The sequence below is a fragment of the Acinetobacter variabilis genome, assembly GCF_000369625.1.
Lineage (GTDB): Bacteria > Pseudomonadota > Gammaproteobacteria > Pseudomonadales > Moraxellaceae > Acinetobacter > Acinetobacter variabilis.
This window is the reverse complement of sequence record NZ_KB850113.1, coordinates 236,576-253,932: the sequence shown is the minus strand read 5'-3', so window position 1 is coordinate 253,932 and position 17,357 is coordinate 236,576. Positions and strand designations below refer to the sequence as shown.

At 43.2% G+C, this 17,357-nt stretch carries 15 protein-coding genes and 1 tRNA gene; 7 read left to right on the top strand and 9 right to left on the bottom strand.

All coding sequences use genetic code 11. From position 1 onward, the window contains the following. Positions 1-180: 180 nt before the first annotated feature. Positions 181-1,692 (top strand): sodium/proline symporter PutP, encoded by a 1,512-nt coding sequence (gene putP, locus F897_RS06890; protein WP_005234506.1) that lies wholly within the window; start codon positions 181-183, stop codon positions 1,690-1,692. 86 nt (positions 1,693-1,778) lie between these two features. Here the strand turns inward: putP and F897_RS06885 are convergent, their stop codons facing one another. Both F897_RS06885 and prpF read right to left on the bottom strand, forming a co-directional pair. Continuing rightward, positions 1,779-2,687 (bottom strand): polyprenyl synthetase family protein, encoded by a 909-nt coding sequence (locus F897_RS06885; protein ID WP_005234498.1) that lies wholly within the window; start codon positions 2,685-2,687, stop codon positions 1,779-1,781. Positions 2,688-2,911: 224 nt separating this feature from the next. Beyond that, positions 2,912-4,102, bottom strand: a complete 1,191-nt coding sequence (gene prpF, locus F897_RS06880) for a 2-methylaconitate cis-trans isomerase PrpF (protein WP_005234496.1) — start codon at positions 4,100-4,102, stop codon at positions 2,912-2,914. 331 nt (positions 4,103-4,433) lie between these two features. Here prpF and F897_RS06875 point away from each other — a divergent pair, with 331 nt between their 5' ends. From F897_RS06875 to F897_RS06860, 4 genes are all read left to right on the top strand, one after another. Further along, complete coding sequence (locus tag F897_RS06875; RefSeq protein ID WP_004783078.1) at positions 4,434-5,786, top strand: amino acid permease; 1,353 nt, start codon at positions 4,434-4,436, stop codon at positions 5,784-5,786. Between the two features lie 89 nt (positions 5,787-5,875). Next, positions 5,876-5,951 (top strand) — tRNA-Arg (locus F897_RS06870). A gap of 337 nt (positions 5,952-6,288) precedes the next feature. Continuing rightward, positions 6,289-7,719 carry an outer membrane protein transport protein gene (locus F897_RS06865; RefSeq protein ID WP_005234493.1) on the top strand — a complete coding sequence of 477 codons (1,431 nt, stop codon included), beginning with the start codon at positions 6,289-6,291 and terminating at the stop codon, positions 7,717-7,719. A gap of 317 nt (positions 7,720-8,036) precedes the next feature. Beyond that, on the top strand, positions 8,037-9,254 hold the full coding sequence (locus F897_RS06860; RefSeq protein ID WP_005234491.1) for an OmpP1/FadL family transporter: 1,218 nt from the start codon (positions 8,037-8,039) through the stop codon (positions 9,252-9,254). 69 nt (positions 9,255-9,323) lie between these two features. On the opposite strand, the gene thrH is transcribed toward F897_RS06860, so the two are convergent. Next, positions 9,324-9,941, bottom strand: coding sequence for a bifunctional phosphoserine phosphatase/homoserine phosphotransferase ThrH (thrH, locus tag F897_RS06855; RefSeq protein ID WP_005234489.1), 618 nt, complete (start codon positions 9,939-9,941; stop codon positions 9,324-9,326). Between the two features lie 209 nt (positions 9,942-10,150). Between thrH and F897_RS06850 the strand changes: the two genes are divergently transcribed. Both F897_RS06850 and F897_RS06845 read left to right on the top strand, forming a co-directional pair. After that, the gene (locus F897_RS06850; protein ID WP_005234487.1) at positions 10,151-10,885 is read left to right on the top strand and encodes a phosphoadenylyl-sulfate reductase; all 735 of its coding nucleotides are present in this window, start codon (positions 10,151-10,153) and stop codon (positions 10,883-10,885) included. A 172-nt stretch (positions 10,886-11,057) separates the two neighbouring features. Further along, a complete protein-coding gene (locus tag F897_RS06845) occupies positions 11,058-12,440 on the top strand; it encodes a WS/DGAT/MGAT family O-acyltransferase (protein WP_005234485.1) in 1,383 nt (460 codons plus the stop codon). A 157-nt stretch (positions 12,441-12,597) separates the two neighbouring features. Here F897_RS06845 and F897_RS17685 read toward each other — a convergent pair whose 3' ends face one another. The 6 genes from F897_RS17685 to F897_RS06820 form a co-directional block, all read right to left on the bottom strand. Then, a complete protein-coding gene (locus tag F897_RS17685; protein ID WP_004783090.1) occupies positions 12,598-12,771 on the bottom strand; it encodes a PA1571 family protein in 174 nt (57 codons plus the stop codon). Between the two features lie 132 nt (positions 12,772-12,903). Beyond that, a complete protein-coding gene (rng, locus tag F897_RS06840) occupies positions 12,904-14,358 on the bottom strand; it encodes a ribonuclease G (protein WP_005234484.1) in 1,455 nt (484 codons plus the stop codon). A gap of 39 nt (positions 14,359-14,397) precedes the next feature. Continuing rightward, entirely contained in the window at positions 14,398-14,964 is a 567-nt protein-coding gene (locus F897_RS06835; protein ID WP_034581127.1) for a Maf-like protein, read from the bottom strand. Continuing rightward, a complete protein-coding gene (gene mreD, locus F897_RS06830; RefSeq protein ID WP_005234482.1) occupies positions 14,952-15,443 on the bottom strand; it encodes a rod shape-determining protein MreD in 492 nt (163 codons plus the stop codon). The genes F897_RS06835 and mreD overlap by 13 nt, the downstream gene beginning before the upstream one ends. Beyond that, a complete protein-coding gene (gene mreC / locus F897_RS06825) occupies positions 15,430-16,287 on the bottom strand; it encodes a rod shape-determining protein MreC (RefSeq protein ID WP_005234481.1) in 858 nt (285 codons plus the stop codon). Before mreC ends, mreD begins: the two co-directional genes overlap by 14 nt. A gap of 16 nt (positions 16,288-16,303) precedes the next feature. Beyond that, on the bottom strand, positions 16,304-17,350 hold the full coding sequence (locus F897_RS06820) for a rod shape-determining protein (protein WP_005234480.1): 1,047 nt from the start codon (positions 17,348-17,350) through the stop codon (positions 16,304-16,306). Positions 17,351-17,357 lie beyond the last annotated feature (7 nt).

The following is a 17,357-nucleotide window of genomic DNA, read 5'->3' as shown; positions in this document are numbered from 1 at the left end:
GGTTGCCTATTTTCTTTCAAAATAAGAAAATCTCAGCAAAGATTGTGAATTTATGGTTAAATTTCGCGTTTATTTTTGAAATCCTCTGGATTCGATGTTGCTTGGCTTTCGGATTAAAGTCTTTCGCATCTGTCAAAATCCTTGTTTCGATCTACTGTCCAACTTAAAAATGGATACCGTATGAGCTCCCTAAATCCAACCTTAATTACCTTTCTTTTTTATATTGTCGGCATGGTCGTGATCGGCCTGATGGCATACCGCGCGACAAACAACTTTTCCGATTACATCTTAGGGGGCCGACGTTTAGGTAGTTTCGTAACTGCACTTTCTGCAGGGGCTTCCGACATGAGTGGCTGGCTGCTGATGGGCTTACCAGGCGCAATTTATCTTTCTGGCCTGTCTGAAATGTGGATTGCGATTGGTCTGATTATCGGTGCATGGCTGAACTGGCTGCTAGTTGCGGGCCGTTTACGGGTCCATACCGAAGTCCAGCACAATGCCCTGACCCTACCGGACTATTTCTCGAACCGCTTTAACGATCAGAAAAAAGTGCTGCGTGTGGTTTCTGCATTTGTCATTCTGATTTTCTTTGCGATTTACTGTGCGTCAGGCATGGTGGCAGGTGCACGTCTATTCGAAAGCATGTTCGATATGTCTTATAATACGGCACTCTGGATCAGTGCAATTGCAACGATCAGTTATGTATTTATCGGCGGTTTCCTGGCAGTCAGCTGGACCGATACCATTCAGGCAACCCTGATGATCTTTGCCCTGCTCCTCACACCAATTGTAACCATTCTGACTTTTTCAGATATGTCACAAGTTACGCTCGCTTTGGAAGCCGCACGCCCACAGGCCATGAACCTGGTCGGTGATCTAAGTACCATCGCAATCCTGTCCTTAATGGCATGGGGTTTGGGTTATTTTGGTCAGCCGCATATTTTAGTACGTTTTATGGCCGCCGATTCAGTGAAGTCGATTCCGAATGCACGTCGTATCGGGATGACCTGGATGACACTTTGTCTAGGTGGCGCAGTAGCTGCAGGTTTCTTTGGTATTGCCTACTTTCAGCAACATCCGGAAATCGCTACTGTGGTGAATGCCAATCCTGAAACCGTATTTATGGAACTGACTAAAATCCTGTTCAATCCATGGATTGCCGGTGTAGTTCTAGCGGCCATTCTCGCTGCAGTAATGAGTACGCTTAGCTGTCAGTTACTGGTTTGTTCAAGTACCTTGACTGAAGACTTCTATAAATCATTTCTGCGTAAAAATGCTTCACAAAAAGAGCTGGTGTGGGTCGGTCGTTTGATGGTACTTCTCATTGCTTTACTGGCGATCTGGATGGCTGGTAATCCTGAATCTAAAGTGCTTGGTCTGGTGGCGTATGCCTGGGCTGGTTTTGGCGCTGCTTTTGGTCCATTGATTATTCTGTCTCTGTTCTGGAAACGTATGACCTTGAATGGTGCTTTGGCAGGTATGATCGTTGGCGCATGTATGGTGATTCTGTGGAAGAATACTATTGGCGGAACAGGTCTTGGCTTTATTCCAGCCGGTATCTATGAAATTATTCCAGGCTTTATCTGTTCATGGATTGCGATTGTGGTTGTGAGTCTATTAGGCAAAGCGCCAACAGCTGAAATTACCACACGCTTTGAACAGGCAGAACGTCTGTATAATGAAAGCAAATAATTCCATATACATATAAAAAAGAGGACTTTAAGTCCTCTTTTTTATGCTTGTTTTAAGCTGATTTCAGGAAGATTAGTTTATTCAAATCAGCTTTTACGTGTCAGCAGGAACTGGGTAATCTGCATCAGGTCATCGGCTTGCCCTTCAAAATGATTCAGTGCAGTCATCGCCTGATCATGTAACCGCTGTGCATAGTCTTGGGCTTGCTCTAAACCCATCAATGCAGGATAAGTTGACTTCTCCACTTGTTCATCCTTGCCCGCCGTTTTACCCAGCACTTCTGTATCAGAAATAATATCCAAAATATCGTCCTGTACCTGGAAAGCTAGACCAATCGCTTGCCCGAATTCACGCAGTTTTGGAATCGCCACATCAGTCCCTTCAAAGATGGTTACCGCTGCCATCATAATCGCTGCACTGATCAGAGCACCGGTTTTATTACGGTGAATGGTTTCCAATGCTTCCTGATCAATTTTTTTGGCTTCGGCTTGTAAATCCAGTACCTGACCATTGACCATTTTCGAGGAAGCAGTCGCCAGAATCTGCATTTGCTTCAAGACAATCGCTGGCTCTACTGCAGGCCCCTGATCAAACAGACGACTACCCAGAATTTCAAACGCCATAGATTGCAAAATATCACCTGCCAGAAGAGCCGTATCTTCACCAAAAGCAGCATGACAGGTTGGCTGACCACGACGTAACAAGTCATTGTCCATGCATGGCAGGTCATCATGGGCTAGCGAATAGCAATGAATAAACTCGATCGCAACTGCGGCACGGCGTACCGCAGCATTATTCTGATTTGGTTTTAATGCGGCAGTGGCATAACAGAGTGCTGGACGTACCCGTTTTCCTCCTAGCATTACGGCATGATGTACTGCCGACTTTAACGGTTCCGGAATGGAAAAGGCTTCCAAAGCAGTCATTAAATCGTGTTGAATCCGTTGTTGTGCTTGAGTTAGTGCATGGGTTGATACGTCAGTGATAGATGACACATTCGCCTCGAATACGTAGCCAGAATAATAAAATGACAGTTTATAAGTGCCTGTCTGTTATCAGGTATTGTACCTAGAATTGCTTTGAATTTTCAGTCTTAAATCCAAATGTTGTTTCATAATTCTGTATTGAGACTGAAAATTTGAGGTAGAAAATCTGCATCAATAAAAAACCACCAGAGAACTGATGGTTTTACTTAGGCTAATTTTCTCAAGAAATAATTTTAAGAAAGAACATCTTCAGGAACACGCACCCAACCTTCCATTAGCACACGAGCACTACGACTCATAATGGCTTTTTTCACTTTCCATTCTCCATTTTCCTGCACTGCTTGCGCACCCACTCTTAAGGTACCGGAAGGATGACCGAAGCGGACTGATTCACGTTCACCACCACCCGCAACACGATTGACCAAGGTTCCCGGAATTGCTGCCGCTGTCCCAATCGCTACAGCCGCTGTCCCCATCATGGCATGATGCAATTTACCCATCGATAAGGCACGGACCAGAATATCGCTATCTGCCTCAGTGACTTCCTTACCACTAGAGGACGTATAAGTCTTTGGCGGAGCCACAAAGGCGATCTTTGGCGTATGCTGACGTGTAACAGCTTCACTAATGTCCTGAATCAGACCCATCTGTTGAGCAGCATAAGCTCGGATGGTTTCAAACTTCACCAAGGCAGCTGCATCATTGTTGATATGGTCCTGTAACTCGGTACCGTTATAGCCCAGGTCTTCTGCTTTTAAAAAAACTGTCGGGATCCCGGCATTAATCATCGTCACTTCAAAGCTGCCAATATTCGGTACTTCCAGCGTATCGGTTAAATTTCCAGTCGGAAACATTGAACCGCCCTCGGCATCATCATCGGCAGGATCCAGAAATTCAATCTGCACTTCGGCTGCTGGAAAAGTTACGCCATCCAGCTCAAAATCACCTAGTTCCTGAACCTGACCATTCTGCATCGGTACATGGGCAATAATGGTTTTCTGAATATTCGCCTGCCAGATTCGAACCGTACACAGCCCATTTTCAGGAATACGTGCAGGATCGACTAGACCATTGGAAATCGCAAATGCCCCAACTGCTGCAGTCAGATTGCCACAATTACCACTCCAGTCCACAAAAGGTCGATCAATCGATACCTGACCAAACAGATAATCTATATCATGATTTTCTTGCTGACTTTTAGACAAAATCACAGTTTTGCTGGTACTTGAACTGGCACCGCCCATCCCATCAATCTGCTTGCCATATGGATCCGGGCTGCCGATCACTCTTAATAATAACTGGTCCCGAATCCGGCCTGCCTGTTGTGCAGCATCAGGTAAATCGTCCAGTTTAAAGAATACCCCTTTACTGGTGCCTCCGCGCATATAAGTGGCTGGGATTTTGATTTGAGCAGCGAAACTCATGAATACTTTCTTCCTCTGGCTTGTCTTTATTCTGATCAAAATTATTGAATATTTGTGAGACGAGTATAATCGGTTTAAAGCCAAGTAGTTGCCTTGCCCGACCTAAGTATAAAAAAACAGCATTTGTGTCGAGTTAAAAAAACAGCAAACTCATCAGTTACATTTTCAATAAAATTAATATATTGATTCACATATCTTTTATTCTATTTATTTTTATAATTTTTTTTATAAATACGATAATAATATTTCATCCAGACGGGTGCTCTAGGCTTCTTAACTTTGTTCCATTACAATCTTTATACCTATTTCTTACATTGTCGGGCTGAACACTTTGAATAACGAGTCTTCACAACTTCAGCGTGGCTTAAAGAACCGTCATATTCAGTTGATCGCCATGGGCGGTGCAATTGGCACAGGCTTATTCTTAGGTTCCGCACAGGTGATCCAATCTGCGGGTCCTTCTATTATTCTTGGCTATGCCATTGGTGGCTTAATTGCATTCTTAATCATGCGTCAATTGGGTGAGATGATTGTTCATGAACCTGTAGCAGGTTCATTCAGCCATTTTGCTTATAAATACTGGGGCAAATTCCCCGGTTTCCTTGCGGGTTGGAACTACTGGATCTTATATATCCTGGTAGCCATGACCGAACTTACCGCCGTTGCAAAATATATTAATTACTGGTGGCCGCATATTCCTGCCTGGACCTCAGTCCTGTTTTTCTTCATCGTAATTACGCTGGTCAATCTCGGCAATGTGAAATTTTACGGTGAATCAGAATTCTGGCTGTCCATTGTGAAAGTGACTGCAGTCATTTCCATGATTGTCTTTGGTCTCTATCTGATCCTGACCGCTGATGCATCTTCAGGGGCTTCTTTCAGTAACCTCTGGACTGCGGGTGGTTTCTTCCCTAATGGCTTTGAAGGCTTATTCTATATGCTGGCCTTCCTGATGTTTGCCTTCGGGGGGATTGAACTGATCGGGATGGCAGCAGCAGAAGCTGAAAATCCAGAAAAAACCATTCCAAAAGCGATTAATCAGGTGGTATTCCGTATTCTGGTATTCTATGTAGGTGCATTGACAATCCTGTTGTCTTTAGTGCCTTGGAACCAACTGGAACTGGGTGGCCTGGATAAAAGCCCGTTTGTGATGATCTTCAGCCAGCTGGGGATTGACTGGGCAGCACATCTGCTGAACTTCATCATCCTGACAGCTGCACTTTCTGTTTATAACAGTGGTATGTATGCCAATAGCCGTATGCTCTATGGTCTGGCGCAGCAAGGTAATGCCCCTAAAATCTTCAAGACCGTGAACAAACAAGGGGTGCCAATTCCTGCAGTTCTGTTCTCTGCTCTGCTGATTTTCGGCTGTGTACTCCTAAACTACTTTGTTCCTGAAGATGCCTTAAGTCATCTGATTTATGTGGTGGTAGGTGCATTAGTACTGAACTGGGCAATGATTAGCCTGACTCACTTCAAGTTTATGCAAAGCATGAAGCAGTTAGGACAAAAGACCAGTTTCCCTGCATTGTGGTCACCTGCAAGTAATATTCTGGTTTTAGCTTTCATTGCGACCATTCTTTACATCATGTGGACACAAGGTTTTAAAGAATCAGTGCTGATGCTTCCGATCTGGGTCGTGATCATGTTTATTCTGTTTAAGGCACTGCGCCCTAAGAATTAATCAAAAAATCTTTTAATCGATGATTTTTAAAGTTATTGTTTCGGCAATAACTTTTTTTTGCATTTTTACAGTACAATAGCCTTCTTTTTGCGCCCTTAGCTTAACTGGATAGAGCAGTTGCCTCCTAAGCGACCGACGTGGGTTCGAGTCCCGCAGGGCGCACCATCCTTTCAAAATGTGATCTATACTTCAAAAAATTAGCGTTAATCTTCATATTTTTAGAATATTTTTTATACAAAAAATCATTTTTTCTCCATTATTTTATTTACTTTACTTTCAAATACTTATTTCAAAATAAGGCTATTTTTTGGTGCAAAAACTCTATTTTGATGCTTTTTTAGACTAATTAGTTTTTTCTAGAGCATTTACTCTTATTTTAATTGTGCTATTTTTGTCACATGGAGTAACAAATGATTGCGGATAAATACCCGAAATCTCCAAGAATTTAATAAGTGCAAACAACAACGCTAGATATAAATTTGTACCTCAAGGAAAGACGTAAATGAAATTAAAAACATTAACTACTGCAATGATTCTTGCAACTGTGCCTATGACAGGCGCATTTGCAGCAGCACTAGATCGTTCAGGCCAATCAATGGCGGCCTTCCTGCAACCTGGTAACTATTTTGAAGCAGGTATTTCAGTCCTAGATCCAGATGTATCTGGTAAAGAAGCTGGTACAAGTGAAACACGCCGTAATATTGAAGATATGGCTGGTGATTACTATTTCCCAAGCGCGGCCTTAAAATTTCAACCTACTGAAAAATTCTCAGTCGGTATTTTATATGACCAACCATATGGCGCTGATGCAGAATACCAAGGTACCAATGTCTTTACTTCAAACCCAGGTACAGACACTATCTTATCAACTGGTGCAATAAATAATATTGTACGTACTAGAGCAATTGCAGCTCTTGAAGCTCAAGGACAGCCAGTAAATGACCAAACAATAGCATTTGCTTCTCAACAAGTTAGAGATAGTGCAGCATTTCAACAGTTAACTGGAGCACTTGCTGCAGGTAATAATTTCTTAGGCGAAGGGAATACTAAAGTTGAAGTAGATACTCAAAACCTATCTTTAGTTTTTGGTTACCAACCGACTGAAAACTGGAATATCTACGGTGGTGGTGTCTATCAAACCGTTAAAGGGAATCTAAGCTTACGCGGTCAAGCATATAGCCTTTTCAATGGTTATGATGCGACATTTAAAGAAACAAGTGGTACAGGCTGGTTAGCAGGTTTAGCCTTCCAAATCCCAGATATTGCTTTAAAAGCTTCTGTAACTTATCGTTCAGAAATTGACCATGATATTTCAGCTTCTGAAGACTTATCACTTTTAAACTTCCCTTTACTAACAACTGTATTAGGTGGTCTAGGTGTTTCTCCTGCTCAGCTTGCTACTCTAGATGATTCAGGCAAAACTAAAATTACTACACCTCAATCTGTAAACTTGGATTTCCAAACAGGTGTAATGGCAAATACTGTAGCTTTCGCTAATGTACGCTGGGTAGACTGGTCAAACTTTTCTATTCGTCCTTACCAATTTGGCAATGTAAGTGAAGCTGTAGGCCCTCTAATAGGTCGTCCAGATGGCTTTAATCTTGTTGAATATGAAGATGACCAAATTTCAGCAACTGTAGGTGTAGGCCGTAAATTTAATGACCTATGGGCTGGTAACGTATCAGTAGGTTGGGATTCTGGTGCAGGCAACCCTGTATCTACACTTGGTCCAACTGAAGGTTACTGGAATGTTGGCCTAGGTCTTCAATACAGCCCAACCCCAGCCACTTTCATTGCTGGTGGTGTAAAATACTTTATGTTAGGTGATGCAAAAGCACAAACTGGTGCACAAGCTGGTAGTCCTGAGTATGTTGCTGAATTTGAAGATAACGATGCATGGGCATATGGTCTGAAAATCGGCTATCGCTTCTAATTCCTGTTAGTTAATAAAAACCACCTTCGGGTGGTTTTTACTGCCTCATTTATATTTTTATACACCCGCATACTATTCGATGCTTTTATCACCAATCAAATTTTTCCTGAGTTCAACTTTCTATATATTTTAATAAAAATCATTATTTGTTTATTTTCATCAAGTTAATTAAAAAAAATATAGTATAAATACTCTAAGCAATCATTTTTTATAACCGCCATAGTTCATTTCTTCAACAGAGCTGAGTATTTACTCTTTTTAAAATTATGTTACTTTTCCAGCACATTTTTGTTACAGATGGCATCAGGGAACGTACCATGAAGCTCAATAAAATTTATTCTGCTATTTTACTTAGCACTTTACCTCTTTCTGCAGTTCAAGCAGCTGGCTTAGATCGTTCTGGTCAATCTATTTCTGCTTTTTTACAGCCGGGTAACTATGCAGAAGCAGGAATTTCTGTTCTTGATCCAACTGTGAAAGGGAAATCTAAAGTATCTGCTTTTGAAGGTGAAAAAATTAACGACATGGGGGAAGATTACTATTTCCTCTCTGCTGCAATTAAAGTTCAAGCAACAGACAAAATTTCTTTAGGCTTGATCTATGATCAACCTTTTGGAGCAGATGCAACATACGCTGAAACTGCTGGTTCTTTTGGTAATGGTGTAGAAGGTACATCAGTTGATGTTGACACACATAATTTAACTGCCCTCATTGGTTATCAACCTACAGAAAACTGGAATTTCTATGCTGGTCCAGTGTGGCAAACTGTTGAGGCTGATATTAAATTACGGGGGGGTGCTTATTCTTTATTAAGTGGCTATAACATTCAGCTTAAACAAGAAGAAGCCTTTGGATGGCTTGCTGGATTTGCTTATCAAATTCCTGAAATTGCATTAAAAGCTTCTGTTACCTATCGTTCAGAAATTAAGCATAAAGCAAAATCTTCTGAACAGTCTGATTTAGCTCTTTTAGGACAAAAACTTCCTGATGCAGGTCATCCTTTAAGTCCAGCTAAACCATTATTGGCGACTTTAGGTGAAAGAGAAAGCACTGTTGAGGCGGTTACACCTCAGTCGGTAAATATTGATCTACAGTCAGGTATCGCTCAAAATACTATTGCTTTTGCAAATCTTCGTTGGGTTCATTGGGACCAATTTGCTGTGACACCATCTTTACTCGCTCAAGCTTCAGCCTTGGCAAAAGGAAAAGCACAAAATCTGATCGATTACTCTGATGATCAATGGTCAGCAACAGTCGGTGTAGGTCGCAAATTCAATAATAAATGGTCAGGTTCAGCTTCTGTAGGTTATGACTCAGGTGCAGGAAACCCGGTAACCACCTTGGGTCCAACTGAAGGTTATTGGAGTGTCGGTCTAGGCGGCCAATACAGCCCTACAGAAGACTATTTTATCCAGGCTGGGGTTAAATACTTCTGGCTAGGAGATGCACAAGCACAAACAGGCGGCACTATTGTAGGTGATTTTGAAGACAACCATGCCATGGGTTATGGCTTAAAAATCGGCTACCGTTTCTAATTGCGTTAAAAAATTAGTATTCAACAAGAAAGGGCGCTTAAAGCGCCTTTTTTTATTTACCTAAATTATTTAAGCTGGAATGTCACGTACTGAAGCATTACGAATCGCTTCTTTTAACGCATCATAACCACGAATTGGCGGGAATTGCGGGAATTCAGCAATCACATTTTCAGGCGCATCAAATAGGAAACCATGATCTGCTTCACCTAGCATCGTAGTATCGTTATAAGAATCCCCTGCTGCAATCACACGGAAGTTCAAACCATGCAGTGCTTTAACAGCCTGACGTTTTTGATCTGGCTGACGAAGTTTATAGGCTGAGATCATGCCCGCTTCATCCGTTTCCAGTTTATGACAGAAAATCGTTGGCCAGCCTAATTGCTTCATTAAAGGATGAGCAAATTCATAGAAAGTATCAGACAGAATAATCAGCTGAAAATGAGTACTTACCCATTCTACAAATTCTTTAGCGCCTTCAAATGGTCCCATATCCGCAATCACGGCTTGGATATCATTTAGGCCCAAACCATGCTGTTTTAAAATATTCAAACGCTGGGTCATCAACACATCATAATCAGGAATATCACGTGTCGTTGCTTCGAGCTCTTTAATACCTGTTTTTTTAGCAAAATTGATCCAGATTTCTGGAACCAAAACGCCCTCTAGATCTAGACATACGACTTCCATGAAGCATCCCCCTCAATTGTATTGAAAAAATTTTGCCCTATCATAGCTGAAGAAAAAGATTTTGCACTGTTCTTTTTTAAATCTGTTTTTTTCATAAGTATTTATTTTTTAGTGATAAGTAGCTTTGGGCATTTCTATTAAAATAGAATAAATCTGAAATAAATTCATATAGGCCACGTCATTTCCAAGCCTATGTTGCCAGGACTCATATGACCAAAATCCCCACTATTGCTATGGTAGATGCGTTCGCATCTGAATATGCGGATAAATCACCAAGTGAAATTTTAGCGCTTGCTCTCGACCAGGAAGGTGAAATTGCTATTTCATTTTCTGGTGCAGAAGATGTTGTACTGATTGATATGGCATCGCATTTAGGTAAACCTTTCCGGGTATTTAGCCTGGATACAGGGCGTCTGCATGCTGAGACTTATCAATTTATTGAAAAGGTTCGCCAGCACTATAATATTGATATCGAAATCTGCTTCCCGGAAACAGAGGCGATTCAACAACTGACGACTGAAAAAGGTTTGTTCAGTTTCTACCGTGACGGCCATCAGGAATGTTGTGGAATCCGCAAGGTGCAACCTTTACGCAAAAAACTGGCAACTCTAGATGGCTGGGTTACCGGTCAGCGTAAAGACCAAAGTCCGGGTACACGTAATGACATTCCGGTGGTTCAATCGGATGAAGGTTTTTCTGGTCCAGGCAAACAGCTGATTAAATATAATCCCCTTGCTAACTGGTCTAGCGCGGATGTGTGGAATTATATCCGTATGATGGAAATTCCATACAATCCATTGCATGAAAAAGGTTTCATCTCGATTGGTTGTGAACCTTGCACCCGCCCTGTGCTGCCAAATCAGCATGAACGCGAAGGACGCTGGTGGTGGGAAGAAGCCACCCATAAAGAATGTGGCTTGCATGCCGGCAACTTGAAAAAATAATCTTAAAAAACCATCCGTTCGTCGGGTGGTTTTTTTGTGAACCAATCGGCTACAGAAAAATCAGTACCTTTATGCGACAAAATCGCTATACTTTGTAATGTGATACCAATAATTCTAACAAGGTTGCTTATACATGAGCAGCTGAAGAAAATGCAGTGAGGCAATCTACGCTATGCGTCCATTACATCCGATTGACTTTATTTTTTTGTCTTTAGAGAAACGGCAGCAGCCTATGCATGTAGGCGGGTTATTTTTGTTTCAAATTCCTGACAATGCACCAGCCTCATTTATCCAGGATCTGGTGACTGATATACGTAATTCCAAATCCTCACCGATTCCTCCATTTAATAACTATTTAAACGGTTTATTCTGGGATGAAGATGAAGAATTTGATTTAGATCATCATTTTCGCCATATTGCCTTACCGAAACCTGGGCGTATCCGCGAGCTGCTGACTTATATTTCCCAAGAACATAGTGCACTGATTGACCGCGCTAAACCGCTTTGGACCTGTCATATTATTGAAGGCATTGAAGGCAACCGTTTTGCCATGTACTTCAAGATTCACCATGCGATGGTAGATGGTATTGCAGGCATGCGTCTGGTAGAAAAATCACTTTCTCATGATCCACATGCGAAAAGTATTGTGCCACCTTGGTGTGTAGAAGGCCCACGAGCAAAACGTCTGAAAGCGCCGAAAGTCAGCCGCATGAAGAATGTGCTACAGGCGATTAAAGGACAGCTGGAATGTACACCACGAGTGGCTTATGAATTATCGCAAACCGTACTGAAAGATATGGGGCGTAATCCAGATTATGTATCCAGCTTTCAGGCGCCAAGTTCGATTTTAAATCAGCGTGTTAGTACCTCACGTCGTTTCGCAGCCCAATCTTTTGAGTTCTCACGTCTGCGTCATATTTCCAAAGCTTTAGGTGTAACCATTAATGATATTGTGCTGGCGATCTGTTCAGGTGCCTTACGCGAATATTTACTCACACAAAATGCTTTGCCGAAAAAACCATTGATTGCGATGGTGCCGGCTTCCGTACGTAGCGATGATTCCGATGTTTCCAACCGTATTACCATGATTCTGGCGAATCTCGGCACGCATAAGGATGATCCTTTAGAACGCTTAAAAACGGTACGTCGCAGTGTACTCAGTGCTAAAGAGCGCTTTAAGCGCATGAATGCCAATCAAATTTTGAACTATAGTGCCTTTGTCTATGGTCTTGCAGGATTCAATATTGCATCTGGCTTAATGCCAAAACGTCAGGCATTTAACGTGATCATTTCAAATGTCCCTGGTCCTCAGGAACCCCTATACTGGAATGGCGCACGTTTAGAAGCCTTATATCCGGCTTCAATTGTACTGGATGGACAAGCACTGAATATCACGATGACCAGTTATATGGACAAGCTTGAAGTAGGTCTTACCGCTTGCCGTAATGCTCTACCAAAAATGCAGAATCTGTTGACTCATCTTGAAGAAGAAATTCAGCGCTTCGAACGGATTGTGGATGGTGAACCCGTCCCAAAGTTGAAAGCGGTCAGTTAGCCGCGGACGAATAAAATCTGGCAATGGACTGCTAAAAAGTGTGTGAGCACTTTTGCCAATTATTTATTGAAAAACAAAGGGGCAATTTAAGCCCCTTGATTTTATTCCTTTTACAGTTTGAATGAAATTCATATAACTGCAATCTATTTTGGTTTAATTAACTTTTAATAGTACGACACTGTTTTAATAACTGATGGCAAACAGAGCGAATCATAGAAGCTGTAATCTGAACTTCATTCCCGCGTTCATCCACAATATATCCTGCATGCACAGCCTTTGGTTCTAATACGTGTTTCAAGCTTTTATTGATTACAACTTTACTCATACTCATCATAGACTCCTTTTGCTAAGCCTAGAACTGGGAGAAAGGCTTTGGCTAATTTGATGTTTCTAGTATTGTAAATATCAGTAGAGATGTAAAATTTCAGATGTAACAAGTGTTTAACGATATTCTGTTACAATTTCAGCTGAGAATGATATCGTATTGCTCTTGCGTGTATAAATTTTCGACCTGGAATTTAATTACACGATTAATAAAGTGTTCCAGATCCGCCACAGCTGGGGCTTCTGCAGTCAACAGCCGATCAATCACTGCCGGATGGGCAACGACAGTAAAGCCACTTTGTGATTCATAAGCGCGAGCATAGCGCAGGATTTCTCGAAAGATTTCGTAACACACTGATTCTGCTGTTTTCACATATCCACGTCCCTGACAGGTCGGACAGGACTCGCATAACAAGTGTTCCAAAGACTCACGGGTACGCTTACGCGTCATCTCCACCAGCCCCAGTTCAGACACCTGGGTGATCTTGGTTTTGGCATGATCACGTTCCAGCATTTTCACAAACTGGTTCATCACCTCTTCACGATGCTGCGCTTCCTGCATGTCAATGAAGTCGATGATAATAATACCGCCCAGATTACGCAGACGCAGCTGACGTGCAATGACCTGTGTGGCTTCCATATTGGTTTTAAACACCGTATCTTCCAGCGAGCGACCGCCCACATAAGAACCGGTATTGACGTCAATTGTGGTCATGGCTTCAGTCTGGTCAATCATCAGATAACCACCGGACTTCAGTGCTACACGGGTTTGTAGAGCCTTTTGCAGATCTTCTTCGACATTGTACAAATCGAAAATTGGTCGCTCGCCCGGATAATGCAGTAAACGGTCTTTCATGTTCGGCACGAACTCATCCACAAACTCTTTCAGCTTGCCGTGAATTTCACGTGAATCGATATAGATCTTTTCGGTTTCTTCATTGGCCAAGTCACGAATGACACGCTGTGGCAAAGGCAGCTCTTCAAAAATTAATGAAGGCACTGCGATGACTTTTTGTTTGCGCTGGATGTATTCCCATAGTTTAGCTAAGTAAGCCATATCCTGAGCAATGGCTTCCTCTTCAATGCCATCCGCAGCAGTACGGACAATCACGGAACCTGGCAGCTTGTGTTCTGCCTGAATACGCTCAATGATCGAGCGTAAACGATTGCGTTCATCTTCGGATTCAATCCGCTGCGATACACCAATATGATTGCCATATGGCATCAGGACCAAATAACGTGAAGGAATAGAAAGATCAGTAGATAGACGTGCGCCCTTGGTGCCGAGCATGTCTTTCATCACCTGAACGGTGAGAATCAGACCCGGCTGCAACAGCTCGAATACATTCGGCGTTGGCTGGTTACGTGGCCAGACCATGTCATTGATATGCAAAAATGCCGTTCTGGACAGGCCAATATCAACAAAAGCGGCCTGCATGCCCGGCAAGACCCGGACCACTTTCCCTTTATAGATATTCCCGACCAATCCGCGCTTGGCCGTACGCTCGACAAACAGTTCATTCACCGTGCCGTTTTCAATCAACGCCACCCGACATTCCATCGGTGTGACGTTAATCAACAACTCGTCAGACATAACAACACTCAAAACATTATAAGAATTCTTTTTCAGCAGTTAATTTAGTGCCTTAACCGTCTGCAATAACTGTACTGTTTCATATAGTGGCAAGCCCACTACATTCGAATAACTACCTTCTATTCTTGGAATATAACGCGCTGCAATTCCCTGTATTGCATAGGCGCCTGCTTTCCCAAGCGGCTCACCTGTTGCCCAGTAACTTTCCATATCATGGCTATTTAGTGGCTGAAATTCAACCTGTGTACGAACTACTATACTGTATTTTTCTTCTTTTGTGCGGACGCACACTCCAGTAAACACATCATGCCATCTCCCTGAAATTTTTTTCCACATTTCAAAGGCATGCTGTTTGGATTCAGGTTTCCCCAAAATCTCATTATTCACACCTAAACTGGTATCCGCAGCAATAATAATGGCATCCGGAAACAGCTTGGCCACCGCTTCCGCTTTGACTTGCGCCAGACGTTCGACATAGGCTGCAATGGACTCATTTTCCAGTACAGATTCGTCTACATCTGGGCTAGAGATCTCAAAGTTCAGCCCGAGTTGCTGCAAAAGTTCACGGCGTCGGGGTGAGCTGGAAGCGAGGATTAAATGCGCCATTTTCTCAAAAAGTAATAAAGCACTGGCCATATGATGACACTAGTCAGCATGGGAATCCAATGTCGTGCAAATGAGAATTGTACGCCGGTCGAAATCTGGGCAAAGAATATAATCATCAAATGTGCCAGAATCGCAATTGCCGTAATGACCCATAAATTAGCAAAGGTCAGAATACGGCGCTCACGGGTCAGGAAACGTGCCACAAAAGCAATGATGATAAAGCTAAGTGCATTAAGACCTAAAGGCGCATCAAGCAGTAAATCAATGAATATCCCGGTAGCAAATGCAAACCAGATTCCACACCAGGTCGGCTGACACAACACCCAGAACAGCATGATCATCAGCATAAACTGCGGGCGCCAGCCAGAGAGCGAATAAGATAAAGGATAGACCACCAGAACCGAGGCAAAAATTACCGAAATCATGATCGGCAACAAGGGATCCCGATGGGTTCTTGGTTTCAGTTTAGCGATCGACATGTGGCTGCTCCATCGCTAAAGAATCGGAAAATAACACCACTACATGATGACCACCAGCCAGTTGCGCGGCTGGAGTAACATCAATCTGGGCAAATTCACCTGAATTATGACGTTGTACTTTAGAGACGGTGCCGACCAGATAGCCTGCCGGGAAATGCTGTCCCAAACCCGAGCTATAGACTTTTTCACCGACTTCGATGTTGGCACTGGTCGGTACATATTCCATTTTCAGGCGTCCCAGATCCCCGGTTCCCGAGACAATGGCACGCATGCCAGTATGTTCCAGACGTACCGACAAGGAGTGTTCTTTATCAGAGAGCAGCATAACCCGGCTACTATGCGCATAGACATCAATAATCTGTCCCATAATCCCCATGTCATCCAGTACGGTCTGACCGACTTTCAGCTTGTTATTGGAACCACGGTTGATCACGATGATATGGCGTAGCGGATCAGCATCGGTACCAATCACCTCAGCAATTTCCATACGTCCATCAAGAATCAGAGAGGTATCTAAAAGACCGCGCAAACGGGTATTTTCTGCAGAAAGCTCTGCAATTTTTTGTAGGCGAACTTGCGCCTGCAATAGCTCAGCCCGCATCGCGGTATTTTCACGACGCAGTTGTGCTTCAGATTTGGTTTGTTGATTCAGCCATTCTCGCGACAGTACTGGATAGCTGGCCACGGCATAAATGGGATTATAGGCCGCGTACAAGACATCCCTTGCAGGTTGAACAACATGTGGCATGCGCCAGTCAAAGAACAGCACCACCAGACATGTTATCAGTGCAATGATAAAAGAGCGAAAAGATGGCGGTTGTCGAGAAAACAGATGTGCTTGCACCCGCCGAATCCTTGTCTTAGCCTACAAATAACATGTCATGATTTGGATTGTCGAAGAATTCGAGTACCTTACCACCACCACGAGTCACGCAAGACAGTGGATCTTCAGCAACCACAACAGGCAGACCTGTTTCTTTAGCAAGCAGCTTGTCCAGGTTACGCAGCAATGCACCACCACCGGTCAACACGATCCCGCGTTCAGCGATGTCAGAAGACAGTTCAGGAGGTGTTTGTTCCAATGCAGATTTCACAGCAGACACGATGTTTTGTAGTGGATCAGAGATCGCTTGAGTGACTTCATCCGAGTTCACCACAATCGCGCGAGGCACACCTTCAGCCAGGTTACGGCCACGAACTTCAATTTCCAGCGGTTTTGCACCTTCATCTGGAAGTGCCATGCCAACTTCTTTTTTGATCACTTCAGCTGTGGTTTCACCGATCACGCAACCATGTGCCTTACGTACGTAGTTGATGATCTGTTCATCAAATACATCACCGCCAATACGCAGCGAGTCTGCATATACACAACCCTGCAACGAAATGACTGCAATCTCAGTTGTACCGCCGCCCACATCGACAACCATCGAACCACATGCCTGCTCAACCGGCATGCCTGCACCAATTGCAGCAGCCATCGGTTCTTCAATCAGACGTACTTCACGTGCACCCGCATTATAAACTGCTTCACGGATCGCACGGCGTTCAACCAGTGTCGATTTACATGGCACGCAAACCACTACGCGTGGCGCTGGCGGGAATAAACGTTTTTCGTGTACCTTACCAATGAACTGATTTAACATGGTTTCGGTCACTTCGAAATCCGCAATCACGCCGTCTTTCATCGGACGGATTGCAGAAATATTTGCTGGGGTACGACCAAGCATTTGTTTCGCGTCAAGACCTACGGCAGCAACAATTTTATGTGAACCACTGTGACGGATGGCTACAACCGTCGGTTCATTTAATATAATGCCTCGTCCTGGCGCATAAATAAGTGTATTTGCAGTACCTAAATCAATAGCGAGATCTGGCGAAAACAAGCCTATTAGTCGTTTTAGAATCACGGGGACG

Coding starts and splice junctions, on each gene's coding strand:
- putP (WP_005234506.1), top strand. CDS start 181: ATGAGCTCCCTAAATCCAACCTTAATTACCTTTCTTTTTTATATTGTC.
- prpF (WP_005234496.1), bottom strand. CDS start 4,102: ATGAGTTTCGCTGCTCAAATCAAAATCCCAGCCACTTATATGCGCGGA.
- F897_RS06865 (WP_005234493.1), top strand. CDS start 6,289: ATGAAATTAAAAACATTAACTACTGCAATGATTCTTGCAACTGTGCCT.
- F897_RS06860 (WP_005234491.1), top strand. CDS start 8,037: ATGAAGCTCAATAAAATTTATTCTGCTATTTTACTTAGCACTTTACCT.
- thrH (WP_005234489.1), bottom strand. CDS start 9,941: ATGGAAGTCGTATGTCTAGATCTAGAGGGCGTTTTGGTTCCAGAAATC.
- F897_RS06850 (WP_005234487.1), top strand. CDS start 10,151: ATGACCAAAATCCCCACTATTGCTATGGTAGATGCGTTCGCATCTGAA.
- F897_RS06845 (WP_005234485.1), top strand. CDS start 11,058: ATGCGTCCATTACATCCGATTGACTTTATTTTTTTGTCTTTAGAGAAA.
- F897_RS17685 (WP_004783090.1), bottom strand. CDS start 12,771: ATGAGTATGAGTAAAGTTGTAATCAATAAAAGCTTGAAACACGTATTA.
- rng (WP_005234484.1), bottom strand. CDS start 14,358: ATGTCTGACGAGTTGTTGATTAACGTCACACCGATGGAATGTCGGGTG.
- F897_RS06835 (WP_034581127.1), bottom strand. CDS start 14,964: ATGGCGCATTTAATCCTCGCTTCCAGCTCACCCCGACGCCGTGAACTT.
- mreD (WP_005234482.1), bottom strand. CDS start 15,443: ATGTCGATCGCTAAACTGAAACCAAGAACCCATCGGGATCCCTTGTTG.